The organism is Thermoflexus sp., from assembly GCF_040289485.1.
Lineage (GTDB): Bacteria > Chloroflexota > Anaerolineae > Thermoflexales > Thermoflexaceae > Thermoflexus.
The window spans coordinates 1-15,556 of sequence record NZ_PSLG01000015.1 but is presented as its reverse complement, the minus strand read 5'-3'; the positions used below and the strand labels follow the sequence as shown (position 1 = coordinate 15,556).

The 15,556-nt window shown below is 69.3% G+C and carries 10 protein-coding genes and 2 pseudogenes; 4 read left to right on the top strand and 8 right to left on the bottom strand.

Going from position 1 to position 15,556, the window contains the following annotated elements; genetic code table 11:
- Together C4313_RS04260 and C4313_RS04255 are read left to right on the top strand one after the other, a co-directional pair.
- A pseudogene (locus C4313_RS04260) lies at positions 1–1,539 on the top strand (hypothetical protein); the annotation flags it as partial.
- The gene (locus C4313_RS04255; protein ID WP_352428633.1) at positions 1,536–2,816 is read left to right on the top strand and encodes a DUF58 domain-containing protein; all 1,281 of its coding nucleotides are present in this window, start codon (positions 1,536–1,538) and stop codon (positions 2,814–2,816) included. The pseudogene C4313_RS04260 and the gene C4313_RS04255, both read left to right, overlap by 4 nt.
- On the opposite strand, the gene C4313_RS04250 is transcribed toward C4313_RS04255, so the two are convergent.
- From C4313_RS04250 to C4313_RS04215, 8 genes are all read right to left on the bottom strand, one after another.
- Positions 2,813–3,625 carry an ABC transporter permease gene (locus C4313_RS04250; RefSeq protein ID WP_352428632.1) on the bottom strand — a complete coding sequence of 271 codons (813 nt, stop codon included), beginning with the start codon at positions 3,623–3,625 and terminating at the stop codon, positions 2,813–2,815. The two genes, C4313_RS04255 and C4313_RS04250, sit on opposite strands and share 4 nt — an antisense overlap.
- Positions 3,606–4,859 (bottom strand): glycosyltransferase family 4 protein, encoded by a 1,254-nt coding sequence (locus C4313_RS04245; protein ID WP_352428631.1) that lies wholly within the window; start codon positions 4,857–4,859, stop codon positions 3,606–3,608. The genes C4313_RS04250 and C4313_RS04245 overlap by 20 nt, the downstream gene beginning before the upstream one ends.
- Positions 4,860–4,870: 11 nt before the next feature.
- The gene (locus tag C4313_RS04240; protein WP_352428630.1) at positions 4,871–5,815 is read right to left on the bottom strand and encodes a prephenate dehydrogenase; all 945 of its coding nucleotides are present in this window, start codon (positions 5,813–5,815) and stop codon (positions 4,871–4,873) included.
- Between the two features lie 125 nt (positions 5,816–5,940).
- Complete coding sequence (locus C4313_RS04235) at positions 5,941–7,839, bottom strand: peptide ABC transporter substrate-binding protein (protein WP_352428629.1); 1,899 nt, start codon at positions 7,837–7,839, stop codon at positions 5,941–5,943.
- Positions 7,840–7,957: 118 nt separating this feature from the next.
- A complete protein-coding gene (locus C4313_RS04230) occupies positions 7,958–8,671 on the bottom strand; it encodes a DNA-3-methyladenine glycosylase (protein WP_352428628.1) in 714 nt (237 codons plus the stop codon).
- Positions 8,672–8,765: 94 nt separating this feature from the next.
- Entirely contained in the window at positions 8,766–9,614 is an 849-nt protein-coding gene (locus tag C4313_RS04225; RefSeq protein WP_352428627.1) for an indole-3-glycerol phosphate synthase TrpC, read from the bottom strand.
- Between the two features lie 92 nt (positions 9,615–9,706).
- Positions 9,707–10,612 carry a TIGR01777 family oxidoreductase gene (locus C4313_RS04220; protein ID WP_352428626.1) on the bottom strand — a complete coding sequence of 302 codons (906 nt, stop codon included), beginning with the start codon at positions 10,610–10,612 and terminating at the stop codon, positions 9,707–9,709.
- Between the two features lie 45 nt (positions 10,613–10,657).
- Entirely contained in the window at positions 10,658–13,102 is a 2,445-nt protein-coding gene (locus C4313_RS04215) for a penicillin acylase family protein (protein ID WP_352428625.1), read from the bottom strand.
- A gap of 243 nt (positions 13,103–13,345) precedes the next feature.
- On the opposite strand from C4313_RS04215, the gene lepA reads away from it, so the two are divergent.
- Positions 13,346–15,148 carry a translation elongation factor 4 gene (lepA, locus tag C4313_RS04210; protein WP_352428624.1) on the top strand — a complete coding sequence of 601 codons (1,803 nt, stop codon included), beginning with the start codon at positions 13,346–13,348 and terminating at the stop codon, positions 15,146–15,148.
- 65 nt (positions 15,149–15,213) lie between these two features.
- Positions 15,214–15,556 (top strand): annotated as a pseudogene (locus tag C4313_RS04205) (hypothetical protein); the annotation flags it as partial.

Sequence of the window (15,556 nt, the reverse complement as noted above, 5' to 3'; positions counted from 1 at the left end):
TCCCTGGGGGAACTCCCCGCAGTTCCCCCCGCCGCCTACGTCCGGGTCCAGGGATGGGTGATGGCCCCGCCGCGCTGGGAGCCGGAAGCGGCCCGCCTGCAGTTTTCCATCCAGGACGGCACCGGGGACCTCGTGGTGCGGGCGTGGGGGCCGGTGGCCGCAGCGCTGGTCGGCGCGGGCCGCATGCCCCGGACCGGCGATTGGGTGGCCGCCGCCGGTCCGGTCCGAACCGATCGCGACCCCCCGACGCTGGAACTGCGGCGGGCGGCGGACCTAACAGTCCTGCGCCCGACCCCGCAGCCCCTCCCCATCGGGGCGCTGGCCCGCCAGGACCTCGGGGCGCGGGTGGTGATCACCGGGCAGATCCGGGCGGTCCGCCGGCCCTACTCCGGCCTTACGCTGGTGCGCCTCCAGGACGGGACGGGAACGGCGGAGGTGGCCTGGTATGAATCCCTGACGGGGAGCCGCCCGGACCTCCCGGTGGGGGCCGGGCTACAGATCACCGGCGCCCTGGGGCTCTACCGGGAGGCCCTTCAGGTGATCCTGGACGACCCGGAGGGCTGGGCCCTGATCCCCTGGTCCCCTCCCCCTGTTTCCATTGCCCAGGCGCTGGCGATGCCGGAGGGGCACTGGGTCGGCGTGCGGGGGGCGCTGATCCGGAGGACCGTTTCCCGATGGGAACTCGACGACGGCACCGGTCGCCTCGAAATCCGACTCTCCACAACGCTCCAGCGGGCCCTGCCGGCGTGGCCCCCGGACGGGGCCATCCTGGAGGTTTGGGGGGCGCTGCGACGGATCGACGGCGACCTCCGGCTGGTCCCCGAGCTCTCCATCGATCTCCGCTGGGACGCCCAGGTCCAGCCCCCCCCGACCCCGCCGCGTGCGTCCGTCCCTCCGCCGACGGCGATCCCACGGCCCACCCTCTCCCCCACTCCGCGGCCACGGCCCACCGCCACGCCGGTGCCGCTGACAGGGCTGCCCGAGCAGCCGACGGGCGCCGTCATCGCCGTCGAGGGGCGGGTGGTCGAGATCCAGGGGTTCTCCGCCGGATGGGCGGTGGTTCTGGAGGGGGAAGGGAGGCGGCTGCGGGTCTTCATTCCCGCGGAGCAGATGGGGGAGGTGCGGGGGCGCGAGGGCTTGTATCCGGGCGCCGTCCTCCAGGCCACGGGGGTGCTGACCCTTTACCGCGGGGAACGGGAGTTGCTCCCCCGGCGGGGCCGTGACATGATGGTGAAACAGGGGATGCGGCCGGAGGTTCCCCTTCGGACCATCGGGAGCCTCAGCCCATCGGAGGAGGGCGCCTGGGTCCGGGTGGTGGGACAGGTAGTCCGGGCGGAGCCCTTCTCCGCAGGGATCCGGTTGGCCGTGCAGGACGGAACCGGTGAGATCCCGGTGATCCTGTGGGAAAACGTTGCCGCCCTCGTCCCGGCCCCTCTGAAGCAGCAAGGGGCGCGGGTGGAGATCCTGGGTCGCCTCCGCCTCTATCGCGGGCAGCTGCAACTGATCCCCACGGTCCCGTGGGAGGTCCGCTCCCCATGACGGTTCCCGAACGGCCGATCTTCCGCCTGACGATGCGCCTCCGGGCCCGAGGCCTGGTGCTGTTGACCCTCGCCGTGGGCGCGGCCGCGCTGATCACCGGCCGCTCCCTGCTGTATAACCTGGCGTATTTGCTGATCGCCCTGTTGGCCGTCTCTATGGCCTGGGCCTGGAGCGCCGTGCGCGACCTGGAGATCCAGCGGACGCCGCGGGCCCGCCGCAGCCAGGTCGGCGGCTTTTTCGAGGAGGTCCTCCGCCTTCGGAACACCGGCTGGTTTCCCAAGATCTGGCTGGAGGTCCGGGACGGATCTACCCTTCCGGGCCATCGCGCCAGTTTCGTCCTGGACAACCTGGGGCGCGGCGGGGAGCGGCTGTGGACCGTGCGGACGCGCTGTCGGCGGCGGGGGCTCTACCGACTGGGCCCCCTGACCCTGATCGGGACGGATCCCTTCGGCTTTTTCGAGGCCACGGCGCGGCTGACGGAGACCACGGAGGTGCTCATCTATCCTTCGGTTCTTCCCCTCTGGCGGGTGGGCCTGCCAGCGGGGCTGTGGCGGGGGGGTGAGGCGCCGCGGCAACGGACGCCCGAGGTCACCCCCAGCGCCGGCGGGGTGCGGGAGTATCAGCCCGGCGACGCCTTCCATCGGATCCACTGGCCCTCGACGGCGCGACGGGATCGATTGATGGTCAAGGAGTTCGATCAGGATCCCTCGGCCGATCTCTGGCTGTTCTTGGATATGATGGCCGACGTCCACGTCCAGCGGCCGGTCCGCGAGGAGGAGGGCTGGCTCCGGGAGGCCGGCGCCGCCCTTCCGCCCTCCACAGAGGAATATGCGATCGCCCTCGCCGCCTCCCTGGCTGCCCACTTCCTCCGGCGCGGGCGGGCCGTCGGGCTGCTGGCTTATGGATTCCCCCGGCTGTCCCTGCCGCCCCACCGCGGCGAGCCGCAACTGGAGCGCCTGCTGGAGGGGCTGGCCCTCCTGCGGGCCCACGGGGAGATCCCCTTCCACCAGGTGTTGCAGGCCCACGCCGCCCGCCTGGCTCGGGGGTCGCTGCTCTTCCTCATCACGCCCTCCGGAGATCCCCGCTGGGTGTCGGTGGCCCGCAGCCTGAACGCCCACGGGGTCCGGGTGGCCGCCGTGGTTCTGGAGGCCGCCTCCTTCGGTGGGGAGGCCACCGCCCCCCGGGTGGTGCCGGCCCTGCAGAGCGCCGGGATCCTCACCGCTGTCCTCGAGGCCGGGAAACCGCTGGCCGCTGCCCTGGAGGCCCTGGGGCGTTAGAGCTCCTCGGCGAAGCGGGGGCTGAGACGGCGGAACACGGCGTAGCCCGCCGCCAGGGCCAGGGCCGCTGTGAGCAGCGTCCGCAGCAGGAAATCCGGCGCCGTGTAGGTGCCGTAGTAGAGGAGGTCGTGATACGAGGCGATGATCGAGGCCATGGGGTTCAGCCGCCGCGTCCAGAGCCACACATCGACAGCCACGCCGAGGATGACCTTGCTGCGGGGCAGGATGGAGATGGGATAGAAGATGGGCGTGAGGAAGAACCAGGCCAACATCAGCACCTGCAGGATGTGCCCGGTGTCACGATAGAACACGTTGAGGGCGGCGACGACCAGGGCGACCCCCGCGGTGAACATGCTGTGGGCCAGCAGCGTGAGGGGCAGGAGCGCCAGCCACGGGGTGGGCCGGAGGCCGGAGAGCCAGGCGATGACGAAGTAGATCGGGAGCGAGATCAGGAAGTTGATCATGCTCGAAAGCACAACGGCCAGGGGCAGGACCTCGCGGGGGAAGTAGACCTTGCGGACCAGGGCGGCGTTGGCGACGACGCTGTCTGCGGCCCCCAGCACAGCGGTGGAGAAGGCGTTCCAGGCCAGAATGCCGACCAGGACGAAGGCGTGGAAATGGGGGAGGCTGGCCGGGCCCCGGCTCATCACCGTGAAGACGAGGGTGAAGACCGTCATCATCAGCAGGGGGTTCATCCAGGACCAGGCCACGCCCAGGACCGAGTTGCGGTAACGGACCTTCAGATCCCGCAGGGTGAGCAGCCACAGCAGGTCCCGATATCGCCACAACTCAACGAGCCCGCGGAGCATCCCTTCTCACCTGGCCTTTGAGAAGGATAGGGGCTTCCTTCTTCCGCCGCGCCCGACCCTGGAGCGCCTGGTAGAGGGCGAGCAGGCGGCGGCCGGCGGCCTCCCAACTGTAAGCGCTCACCGCCCGCTCCCGCAGCGCCTGGCCCCGGACGTGGGACTCCTCCGGATGGCGGAGGGCATATAGGATCTGATCCGCCAGGCCCTGGGCATCGCCGAGCCGGGCATAATAGCCCGCCTCCCCCAGAAACTCCCGGCTCACCGGCGTGTCGAAGGCCACCACAGGGAGGCCGGTGGCCATGTAGTTGAGCAACTTCCCGCTGCCCTCGGTGGCCGACATCTTGGGGGCCACCGCCACGTCCCCCAGCCGGAGGTAGAGGGGCGCCTGCTCGTACGGAAGCCTCCCGGTGAACGTCACGTGTCCCCCGATCCCCATGGCCTGGGCGCGGGCGGCATAGAGGGGCTCGCCGGGGAACCCCATGATCAGGAAGTGCACCTGGGGATCGGCCGCGACGACCCGCGCCGCTGCCTCCAGCAGGAGGTCGGTGCCCTGATAAGGGGCCAGCAATCCCAGATAGACCACCACGCGGCGCCCCGGGGGGACGCCCAGGCCTTCCCGCAGCCCCTGAAGGAGGGGGGCCTCCTCCGGCGCGGCCGGCCGGAAGGTCTGGGTGTTGACCGCGTCGGGAAAGGGGACCACCCGCTCCGGAGGGGCGCCGAAGGCCTCGACCAGCAACCAGGCGCCGTGGACGGTGCTGGTGAGGATGAGATCCGGCTGCCGGTCGATCCATACCTCCAGCCGGCGCAAGAGAGGATACCAGGGCCCGTCGGGGTTCAGGAACCGATGGTCGATCATCTCCCCCGTGAGGCTCCCCTGGAAGTCAAAAATCAGGGGAACGCCCAAGAGGGCACGGAGGACCGTCCCGATGAGCGCTCCCTCGTGCAGATGGGCGTGGATCAGATGCGGGCGCCAACGGAGGGCGGCGGCCAAGGCCGTCCAGGAAAGGTAGACATCAAAGGCGATCTTGTGGCGGGAGGAACCCACTTCGTAATGGGAGCGCCACGGCAAGGGAGGGGTGCGGATGATCTCGAGGCCGGGGACATCCCGGCCCTTGTAATAGGTGACGATGTGCACCGAAACCCCCAGGCCCTGCAGGGCTCTCGCCTCCTCCAAGATCCGGACGTGGCATCCGTAATCGTTGAAGAACGAGGTCGGCGCGATCATCAACACCCGCATCATCGACGGCCTCAGCGTTTCCGGGCGGGGCGCAGGCGGTGGAGGCCGAACATCGTCTCCAGGAGGCCGGGGCCCTCAGCGGGGGCGGGGGCGCCGGGCAGGCCCTCCCGACGCCGCGCCAGCCATTCCTTCCGCGTCTGCTCCGTGGCCCGGAAGAGCGCTTCTAGGGACGTCAGGCCCTCCGGGTCCGCCAGGGCGCCGCGCAGCGTCTGCAGGGCCTCCAGCAGACGATCCAGCCAATAGGCCAGCGCCTCACGGTTGGCCGACGCAGCCAGCCCTCCGCTGGGAGCGTCCGGGAGGCCGGCCGTCACCTGGGCGAAGCGGGCCCCGACGGCCTGGGGCAGCTCCTGCCGGGCCGGGGCCCTGGCCCAGACGGAAAGGAGGGCCGCGCCGACCAAGGCCGGCAGTTGCTCCAGGGCCGCCATCCATCCGTCATGCTCCACCGGATCCACGAAAAGCGGGCGGGCGCCGAGCCGATGGGCCAGGCCAGCGGCCGCCTCCACCGCCCAGGCCGGCGCCTGGGGCGTAGGGGTCAGGCAATACAGCGCATCCCGGAACAAATGGGGGTCCGGCTCCTCTCGGACGTCGGGGCGGAGGATAGGGTGGCCTCCGATGAAAGCCACGGCGGTCGGCAGGTGGGCCTGAGCCCAGCCCATGACCGGCGCCTTGAGCTCCGCCGTGTCCATCACCAGAGTCCCCTCCTCCAGCGCCGGGGCGATCGCCCGCAGCGTCCCCTCGATCTCCGCCAGGGGCAGGGCGAGGAGGACCAGGTCGGCCCCTTCACAGGCCCCCGGCAGGTTCCAATCCGTGCGGTCCACCGCCTGGTGGCGCAGCGCCTCCCGGGCCCGCTCCGGGTCCGGATCGTGGCCCACCAGGCGGACCTGGGGCAGCGCCCGGCGCAGGGCCAGCCCCAGGGAGACCCCCATCGTCCCCAAACCGACGATCGTGATCTGCATCCGGCGTGCGGGCTCCTTCCGGAGGATCCCCTCCCAGTATAGCACAGGAGCAGGGGGCCGGCGGGCCCCAAAAAACCGGGCGGGTGGGGGATCCCCCACCCGCCCGGGGAATGTCCTCGCCGGGCTTATCGTTGGATGTCGAACTCCTCGATGTTCCACATCTCGGAGTTGGCCGTCGGGTCGACGATGAAGTTCTTCACCTTCGGCGAGGACACAGCGATCTTCAAACGGACGAAAAGCGGCAGCACCGGCAGGTCCTCGCTGAAGATGCGCTGGGCCTCGGCGTGCCACTTCTTCTTCTCCTCGGGATCCAGGGTGCCCAGGGCGCGGTTGCACGCCTCGTCGTAGGCGGGGTTGCTGTAGCCGGTGTTGTTCTGGCCGCCCGGGTTCTTGTCCGAGGGGATCTGGTCGCTCTTGTAGAGCTCGCACGGCGGCTCCACGCCGGTCACCCAGGCGAATTCGGCCAGGTCGAACTTACGCCCGAACACCGGCCCGTCCGGCCAGTCGGCGAAGAACTCCCTGGCCGGCTTGTAGGAGAGCTCGACCTTGATCTGGCAGTTGTCCTGCAGCTGCTTCTGGATGATCTGGGTGACCTGCTCCCGGAGCCGGTTGCCGGCCGTGGTCCCATAGGTCACGATGAACTTCTTGCCGCCCTTCTCCCGGATCTTGTCCGGACCGACCTTCCACCCGGCCTCCTCCAGCAGCGCCCGCCCCTTCTCCGGGTTGAATTCGTAGACCTTCACCGCGTCCTTGGCGTAGAGCGGGTGGATGGACGGCAAGTAGACCGCCGGGGCGTCGCTGCGCCCGAAGAGGACCTTGTCGATGATGGCCTTGCGGTCGATGCAATAGGCGAAGGCCTGACGGACCCGCTTGTCCTGGAACACGTCGTTGCCCGCGGCCATCCGGTAGCCGGGGGCCGGCTGGATGTTGAAGTCCAGGTGCTCGAAGGAGGTGCCCAGGACGAACTGCGGCTTCAGCAGCCCCTCCGCCTCCGCCTGCTTCAGGAACTCCGCCTGGGCGTCGAAGGCCGCATCCTGGGTGCCGATGTCGCAGTCGCCGGCGAGCAACTGGGCGAGCAACTGGTTGGTGTCCTGAACGATGCGGAAGATCACGGTGTCGATCCGCGGCAGGCCCTCCTTGGCGCGCCAGTAGTTGGGGTTCTTCACCACGGTGATGTGATCGCCCGCCACCCACTCCTTCATCATGAAGGCGCCCCAGCCCAAGGGGTTGCGGTTGACCTCGGGGTCCTCGTTCATCTGGGCCGGCGTCAGCTTCCCATACTTGTGCTTGGGCAGGGGGGTCCAGAAGTTGATAAAGTAGGTGGCGTCGATCCAGCCGGGGATCCCCACCCACTGGGTGGTGCGGGCGTCCAAGGCCTTATATTCCGCGGTGCGCTCGATGGTGAACTTGGGCGTTTTGGTCTCGGGGGCCTTGGCCACCTCAAAGGAGAAGACCGAGTCCTCGGCGGTCACCGGCTGCCCATCCGACCACTTGACGCCCTCCTTGATCTTGAAGGTGACCTTCATCACGGGCAGCTTGATGGATCCACCCTCGAAGGTCTTCTCCTCCGTCTTGCCGGTCTTGGGGTCGGTGAGGACCTTGACCTTCACTCCCTTGGTGAGGGTGACCACGTCGCCGGCCGCGTTGGCGATGGGATAAGCCCCTTCCCGGACCTCCACCTCCTCCACGACCGCGTCCCCGTCCTTGAGGCTGGGCAGCTTCTCCAGGATCACCGGCTGGTAGGCGAAGGTGCGGCTGTCGATGGGCCCGTCCATGATCGCCTCAAGGACGTGGGATTTCACCAACATGGCCTCCGAGTAGAGATAGAGGCTGGCCGGCTCCTGAGCCATGCAGACCACCAAGGTCTTCGGGGCCGGCGTCGGGGTGGGCGGCGGGGGCGGTGTGGGCTGGGGAGGTTGGGTGGCCGGGGCGGGGGTCGGCGTGGCCGCCGGCGCGCATGCCGCGGCGAGGAGGGTGAGGGTCAACAGGAAAGCAGCGCTTCCGCCGAGCCGTTTGGGAACCATCGCTTCTCCTCCTTACCTTAGAAATATGTGGGGGGAGGATCTGTGATTTCCTCTGGCGGGGCCAGCGCCCGATCGGGATTGCCGGGCCCATCCCCTCCATCGGCAGCGGCTGATTTTATTATAACGGCTTTGTCTCTCCAGTCAATCCCCTCGCGGGCGCTCCTCCCCTGGACCGGGGGCCGGAGACGAAGGGGCTCTCCCGGACATAGAACCGCCACGGGCGGCAGCGGGCGAGGGCGTCGCCCCGCACTCCGATGCGGGGGCCCACCGCCACCGCCTCGTCGGGGACCGGCTCGCCCTCCTCCAACCAGAGCTGGGCCCCCGGGGCGCACAGATCGTGGCCGTTGAATCGCCGGTCGATGCCCAGGCCCGCGCAGACCCGCCCGGGCCCCCGCAGCCAGTCCCGCATGGGGACGCCCGGCCGTCGCCGGGCGATGCGCTCCAGGCCCTCCTCGGGCTCGAGGGCCCGGATCAGGATGGCCGCCGGGAACCCCTCCCGCTCTGTCACCACGTTCAAGCAGTAGTGCTTGCCGTAGATGAAATACACATAGGCGTGGCCCGCCGGGCCATACATCACCGCATTGCGGGGGGTGCGGCCGACGGCGGCGTGGGAGGCCTGATCGTACTCCCCGATGTAGGCCTCTACCTCCACGATGCAGCCCGAGATCCGGCGCCCCCTCTCCAGCCGGACCAGACGGCGTCCGAGGAGATCGCGGGCCACCTCCAGCGTCGGCCGTTCAAAGAAGGAGCGGGGCAGCCGGCGGGCGGTCTCCGGCCGGACGCCGCCCTCGGCGGCAGCCCACAGGCCCCTGGCCTGTGGGGGGCGCGCCATCGGGGGGCCGCCGTGGCGATCCTCCTCCATTCCCATTCCCCAGCCTCCGGCCTCATCCGGATACGCTCCCTTCTATCGGAACAGGCCCGGGCGGTCAAGGGCCCGGCGTCCGATCCCCGGGAAAGCCCAGCCCTGCCAGCCAGGCCACAGGGTCCCGCTCGCTAAGGAGCGCCTCCTCCAGGATCACCGCGTCGAACCTCAGGGCCGCGGCCTCGGCCACCTCCTGGGCGGTCCGAATGTCCCCGGCGAGGAGCGTCCGGACCCCCTCCGGGAGCGAAGGCCGGAGCCGGCGGGGCAAAGTTGGATCGACGGCGAAGGTCCGCCAATCCCGGCGCTGGACGATCAGGAGACGGAGGCCGGCCACGAGGGCCCTTTCCACCTCGGCCTCGGTCTGCACCTCGGCCAGCACCTCCAGCCGGGATTCGGCAGCGGCCTCCAGGATGGCCTGCAGGGCGGAGGGGCTCAGCATCGCCATGCTGATCCAGATGGCGTCGGCGCCGAAGGCGCGGGCCTCCAGCACCTGGAAGGGGTCGAGAAAGAAATCGTGGCGGATGACCGGGAGGGCCAACCGGCGGCGGAGCAACGCCTGCTTGACGGCGGCCATGTGCTCCAGACGGCCCTGATAATAGCGGGCGTCGGTCATCACGGCCAAGGCGACGACACCCCCAGCGGCCAGGCGGAGGGCCAGGCTCACCGGATCGTAGGCGGGGCGGAGCAGCCCCCGGAAGGGGGCGGCCCGCATCAGGGCCGCCACCGGCCGGGGCCTGGCCGCAGCCTCCCCCAGGCGCGTCCCCAGCGAGACCGGCTCCGGCCAGAGGCGGGCCTGCAGGCGCAGGGCCCCTTCGTCCAGCACACGGCGCCGGCGCGCCAGTTCCTCCCGTTTGTCCTCCAGGATCAACTCCAGAAAACGCCCCCGCCGACGGGCCCGCTCCCAAACTCCCATCGGTTCGGCTCTCCCCACGCCGGCTCACGGCCATTCGGAAAGCATGGGCCAGGGCGCGCACGGGCGTCACCGTTCGGCCCTCGGGAGGACGATCACCGCCCCAAGAGCGCCCGCAACGCGGGCTCCAGTTCCGGGTAACGGAACGAGAAGCCGGCCTCCAGCAGCCGCCGCGGGAGCACGAACTGGCCGGTGAGGAGGGCATCGGCGCCCTCGCCGAAAACGATGCGCAAGGCAAAGGCCGGCACGGGCAGCCAGGCCGGCCGCCCCAGCACCCGCCCCAGGATCCGGGAGAACTCGGCGTTGCGCACCGGGTGGGGCGCCGTCAGGTTGTAGGGCCCGCGGGCGTCTTCGCGCTCCATCAAGAAGCAGACGGCCTCCACCCAGTCGTCCCGATGGATCCACGACCACCCTTGCCGGCCGTCCCCCAGGGGGCCGCCCAGGAACAGGCGGAACGGCAAAAGCAGCCGGGCCAGCGCCCCGCCCTCGGGATGCAACACCAGGCCGGTGCGCAGGATCACCCGGCGGACCCCCATGGCCTCCACCGGCTGGGTGCTGGCCTCCCAGTCCACGGCCAGCCGGGCGAGGAAGTCGTCCCCGGGGGGATCGTCTTCCGTCAGCCGTTCCTCCCCCCGGGGGCCGTAATACCCGACGGCGGAGGCCTGCAGGAGAACCCGGGGCTTGGTCCGCGCCGCCGCCACCGCCTCAACCAGGGCCCGGCCGGCCTGCAGCCGGCTCTCCCGGATCCGCTCCTTGACCGCCCGGGTCCATCGCTGCCCGATGGTCTCCCCGGCCAGGTTGACGACAGCGAAAGCCCCGTCGACCCACTCCCCCCAGCCGGCGGCCGTCCGGCCATCCCAGCGGACGAGGCGGACGCCCGCCGGGGCCCGGGCTGGCTCCGGCCGCCGGGAAAGCACCACCACCTCATCGCCGGCCGCCACCAGCCGCCGGGCCAACGCCCGCCCCAGAAAACCCGTCCCGCCTGCGATCACCACCCGCATCATGCCCTCCCTCGTCGAAGTAGGGGGATGCCTGCGCCCCCTCCGCTACGGCCGCAGCACCAGGATCCCTTCGGCTTCCCGTTCCACCTCCTCTCGGGCCCACAGCATCGGATGATATTCGCCCCGCAGCCACATGGGGATGAAGTCGTCATAGTGGGGATGGTACGGCAGGCCCGACTGGCCAGTGGTGTGGATGAAGCGGCTCTCGGACCAGTGGGCAGTGGAGGCGATGAAGCGGAGCGAGGGGAGGCTGCGCACCGTGAATCCCCGCTGCACGTTGAACCCGATGTTGTTCACCGCCGCGTTGGTCCCCGGCGCCGGATACGGTCCCCGGTTGAAGAGCGCCTCCACCGGCCGGATCCCCGACCGGCCCAGCGTCCCGTGGGTGAAGGTGGCTGTGTGCACCTTCCCCCATGCCCATGTCCGCGGGTCGGGCCCCAGACGGCCTTTCAGTTCGGCCACCGCCTGCAGGAAGGCCCGGCGCACGATGTCCTCCCGCGTCTCCCGCTCCGGCGTGCGCCGGTCGTCCCACCACCCCAGGTCCGGCCGTGCCAACGCCCAGCGGGCCCAGTAGCGGTTGTGGCTGCCGCCGGTCAGCAGCTCCTTTACCACCTCCTCCCCCAATTCGTCGACCCAGGTCTCGTGGAGCAGGTGTTGAAGGAAAGCCTCGAAGATGGTCGGCGCCGGGCGCTCAGGGGTCGCCCGGAAATCCCATCCCCGCAACAGCGCCTGGGCTTCCCGGGCCGTGGGGTCCTCCAGGGGGACCGCCAGGAGGTAGGGCACGATGGCCTGGGCCGCGAGGGAGAACGTATCGTTCTGGATGGCGGCCATGTCCTCGACGGAGAGGCGCTCCTTCGCTCGCAGCAGGTCCGTGATCCGCTGGGCCCGATCCCCGTAGTCCCATACGGCGGCGAGGAAATGCGGATACCGCGCGTCCACCACCGCGTTGTTCGCCGTGACGATAAACCCCTCCGGCGGGTCCAGGCGCCACGGCATCTCCTCATACGGGACATATCCGATCCATTCGTATTCGCCGGTCCAGCCGGGGACCGGGAGCAACCCGTTCCCCTTCGCCCGGATGGGGACACGTCCGGTGGCCTGATAGCCGATGTGCCCGTCTACGTCCGCGTAGACGAAGTTCTGCCCGGGCACATCCCAATCCCGCAGCGCCTCCCGGAACTCCTCCCAGTTCCGGGCCCGGTTCAGGCGCAACAGCGCCCGCACGATGACCGAGGGCTCCAGGGCCGTCCACCGGAAAGCGTAGAGGATCTGGGTTCGGGTCAGGGCCTCCACCACATCGTTGATCACAGGCCCGTGTCGGGTGATCCGGACCGACAACACCACCGGCTCCGTCTGGCCGGCCACGCGGATGACCTCGGTGACCACCCGGACCGGTTCCCATTTCCCCTGGAACTCGACCTCGAGGGGGTTCTGGGGATTGACCCGCTCCAGGTAGAGATCCTGCACGTCCGGCCCCAGGTTGGTCACCCCCCAGGCGATGCGGTCGTTGTGGCCGATGACCACGCCGGGGACGCCGGGGAAGGAGGCCCCGGCGACGTTCAGCGGGCATTCCGGCGTGACCGGCTGGCAGTGCAGAGCCACCTCATACCAGATGCTGGGCATCTGGATGCTCAGGTGGGGATCGTTGGCCAACAGGGGCTTGCCGGTGACGGATTTGGATCCCGCCACCACCCAGTTGTTGGACCCCACATCCCGGGCCTCGCCGAGGGTCAACGCGCGGAGCGAGCGCCCCAGATCCAGGAGGGCCGCCATCGTCTCCTCCAGCACCCTGGCGGTTGGGGAGGGGACGATGACAGGCCGTTCGGCCGGATAGGGGAGGACGATCTCCTTCAGGCGTTCGGCCCCGATCTTCTCCACGATGCGGGCGTTAAGGAGCTCATCGTCCCAGTTGCCGCCCAGATCCCAAGCCATCACCTTGGCCCAGGCTACGGTATGCAGCGGCTGCCACGGCTCGATCTCCCAGCGGCGTCCGAACAGGCGGAACAGAGTGAACTCCAGGGGGAGGCGACCCCCGTTCTGCGCCAGATAGGCGTTCACCCCGGCGGCGTAGGCCTCCAGGATCTCCCGCTCCTCCGGCCCCAAGCGCTCCAAGTCCTGCTGGGCCGCCCGGTTCCAGCCCAGGGTGCGGATGAACCGATCCTGGTTCAGGGTGGTTCGGCCCAGCATCTCGGACAGCCGTCCGGTGCCGATGTGGCGCCAGAACTCCATCTGCCCAAAACGATCCTGGGCGTGGACGAAGCCCTGGGCCATGAAAAGGTCGTGGAGGTTAGAGGCGTAGATATGAGGAACCCCCCAGCGATCCCGGATGACCGTGACCGGCGCCCGGAGGCCGGGAAGGCGCAGCTCCCCCCGAATAGGGGGGAAAGGTTGGCGGATGGCGCGGTAAAGCCAGAGACCGCCGCCGGCGAGAATCAGGGCCAGAAGGAGAACCAGAGCCAGCCCGATGCGGAGCGCCCAGCGTGCGCGCATGATCCCCTCCCCGCCTGTGGAATACACCGTTGGGGCCAGCTCCTTTACTCTACCGACGGCCCTCGCCGCCGGCAAGGCGATGGGGATTTGACATCCCTTCCACGCCCCCGCTATGATGCAGAGGGATCCTGTGGGCGCTTCGATCCGCTGCCGGGCATCTTCCAGGCCTCCACGCGAGAACATATCCCTATTGGCGGGGAGACGTGGGATCCGGAGCAATCCGCTGGAGCCGGAAGCGAGAGGATGATGGAGCGGATCCGTAATTTCTGCATCATCGCCCATGTCGACCACGGCAAGACCACGCTGGCGGACCGGCTCCTGGAGCGCACGGGCACCGTGCACCTCCGCGACGGCGCGGAACTGGTGCTGGACGCCATGGACCTGGAGCGGGAGCGGGGGGTGACCATCAAGGCCTCGGCCGTGCGGATGTTCTACACCGCCCGCGACGGCCAAACCTACGAACTGAACCTGATCGACACCCCCGGCCACGTGGATTTTTCCTACGAGGTGGGGCGGGCCCTGGCCGCCTGCGAGGGGGCGATCTTGCTGGTGGACGCCACCCAGGGGATCGAGGCCCAGACCCTGGCCAACCTGTATCTGGCCTTGGAGCACGATCTGGTCATCATCCCGGTGATCAACAAGATCGACCTCCCCGCGGCCCGCCCCGATGAGGTGGCCAAAGAGATCGCGGAGGTGATCGGCGTTCCCGAGTCGGAGATCCTGCGCATCTCGGCCAAACTGGGGATCGGCGTGGAGGAAGTTCTGGAGGCCGTGGTCCGCCGGGTGCCCCCGCCAAAAGGCGATCCCCAGGCCCCCCTTCAGGCGCTGATCTTCGACAGCCACTACGACCCCTACAAGGGGGTGATCGCCTACGTGCGGGTGGTCAACGGGGCCCTGACCATGGGCCAGCGGATCATGGTGATGTCCACCGGGGTGGTCAGCGAGCCGGTGGAGATCGGCGTCTTCACCCCTGATCTCACCCCCACGGGCCGCCTGGAGGCGGGGGAGGTCGGATATGTGGCCACCGGCCTCAAGTCGGTTCGGGAATGCCGGGTGGGCGACACGCTGACGGCTGCCGACCGGCCGGCGGCGGCACCCCTGCCGGGCTTCCGCGCGCCCAAGCCCATGGTCTTCGCCAGCTTCTACCCTGCCGAGGGGGAGGATTACGGGCTGCTGCGGGAGGCCCTGGAGAAACTGCAACTGAACGACGCCGCCCTGGTTTTCCAGCCGGAGACCTCCCAAGCCCTGGGGTTCGGCTTCCGGTGCGGCTTCCTGGGGATGTTCCATATGGAGATCGTCCAGGAGCGCCTGGAGCGGGAATACGGCCTGGACATCGTGGCCACCGCTCCCAGCGTCGAATACGAGGTCGTGCTGCGCAACGGCGAGGTGAAGACCATCACCCGGCCCTCCGATCTCCCCGATCCCTCCTGGATCGAGGAGATCCGGGAGCCCTGGATGAAGGTGACCATCATCACCCCTGCGGAGTTCATCGGCCCGGTGATGGACCTGATCACCTCCCGGCGGGGGGTCTATCAGAACATGACCTTCCTGGACCCTCGGCGGGTGATGCTCGAGGCGGAGGTCCCCCTGGCCGAGCTGATCATCGACTTCTATGATCAATTGAAGAGCCGGACGCGGGGCTACGCCTCTATGGATTACACCTTCATCGGCTACCGGGCCGGCGACCTTGTGCGGCTGGACATCCTGGTTCACGGCCAACCGGTGGACGCCTTGGCCCTGATCGTGCACCGGGATCAGGCCTACCACCGCGGACACGCGCTGGTGGAGAAACTGAAGGAAGTGATCCCCCGCCAGCTCTTCGACGTGGCCATCCAGGCGGCGGTGGGGGGGCGAGTGATCGCACGGGCCACGATCAAGGCCATGCGCAAGGATGTGCTCGCCAAATGCTACGGCGGGGACGTCACCCGCAAGCGCAAACTGCTCGAGAAGCAGAAAGAAGGGAAGAAACGGCTCAAGATGATCGGCCGCGTGGAGGTCCCCCAGGAGGCCTTCCTCGCCGTCCTGAAACTGGGCCGGGAAACGTAAGCGGTTGGCCTGCGGACCACAAGGGGCTATCATGATCATGGAACCATCCTCGAGGGATTGATCCGATGTCCTTCACGGTCGAGGATTTTGAGGATCTGATCCGCCTATTGGAGCAGCGGGAGGACTGGCGGCGGCGGCTGCAAGGGCTGCTGGTGGACCGGCTCCTGGGGCTGCCCGAGGAGCTCCAGGCGTTCCGCCAGGAGGTGGAGCGCCGCTTCGGGCAACTGGAGGCTCTGTTCGAGGGGCTGGCCCGGGCCCAGGCACGCCTCACGGACCAGTTGCAGGGGCTGGTCGCCGTGGTCACCCGCCTGGCCGAGGCCCAGGTCCAGTTCGAACAGCGCCTCTCCCGCCTCGAGGAAGCCCAGATCCGCACCCAGGAGACTCTTCAGCGCCTCATCGAAGCCCAGG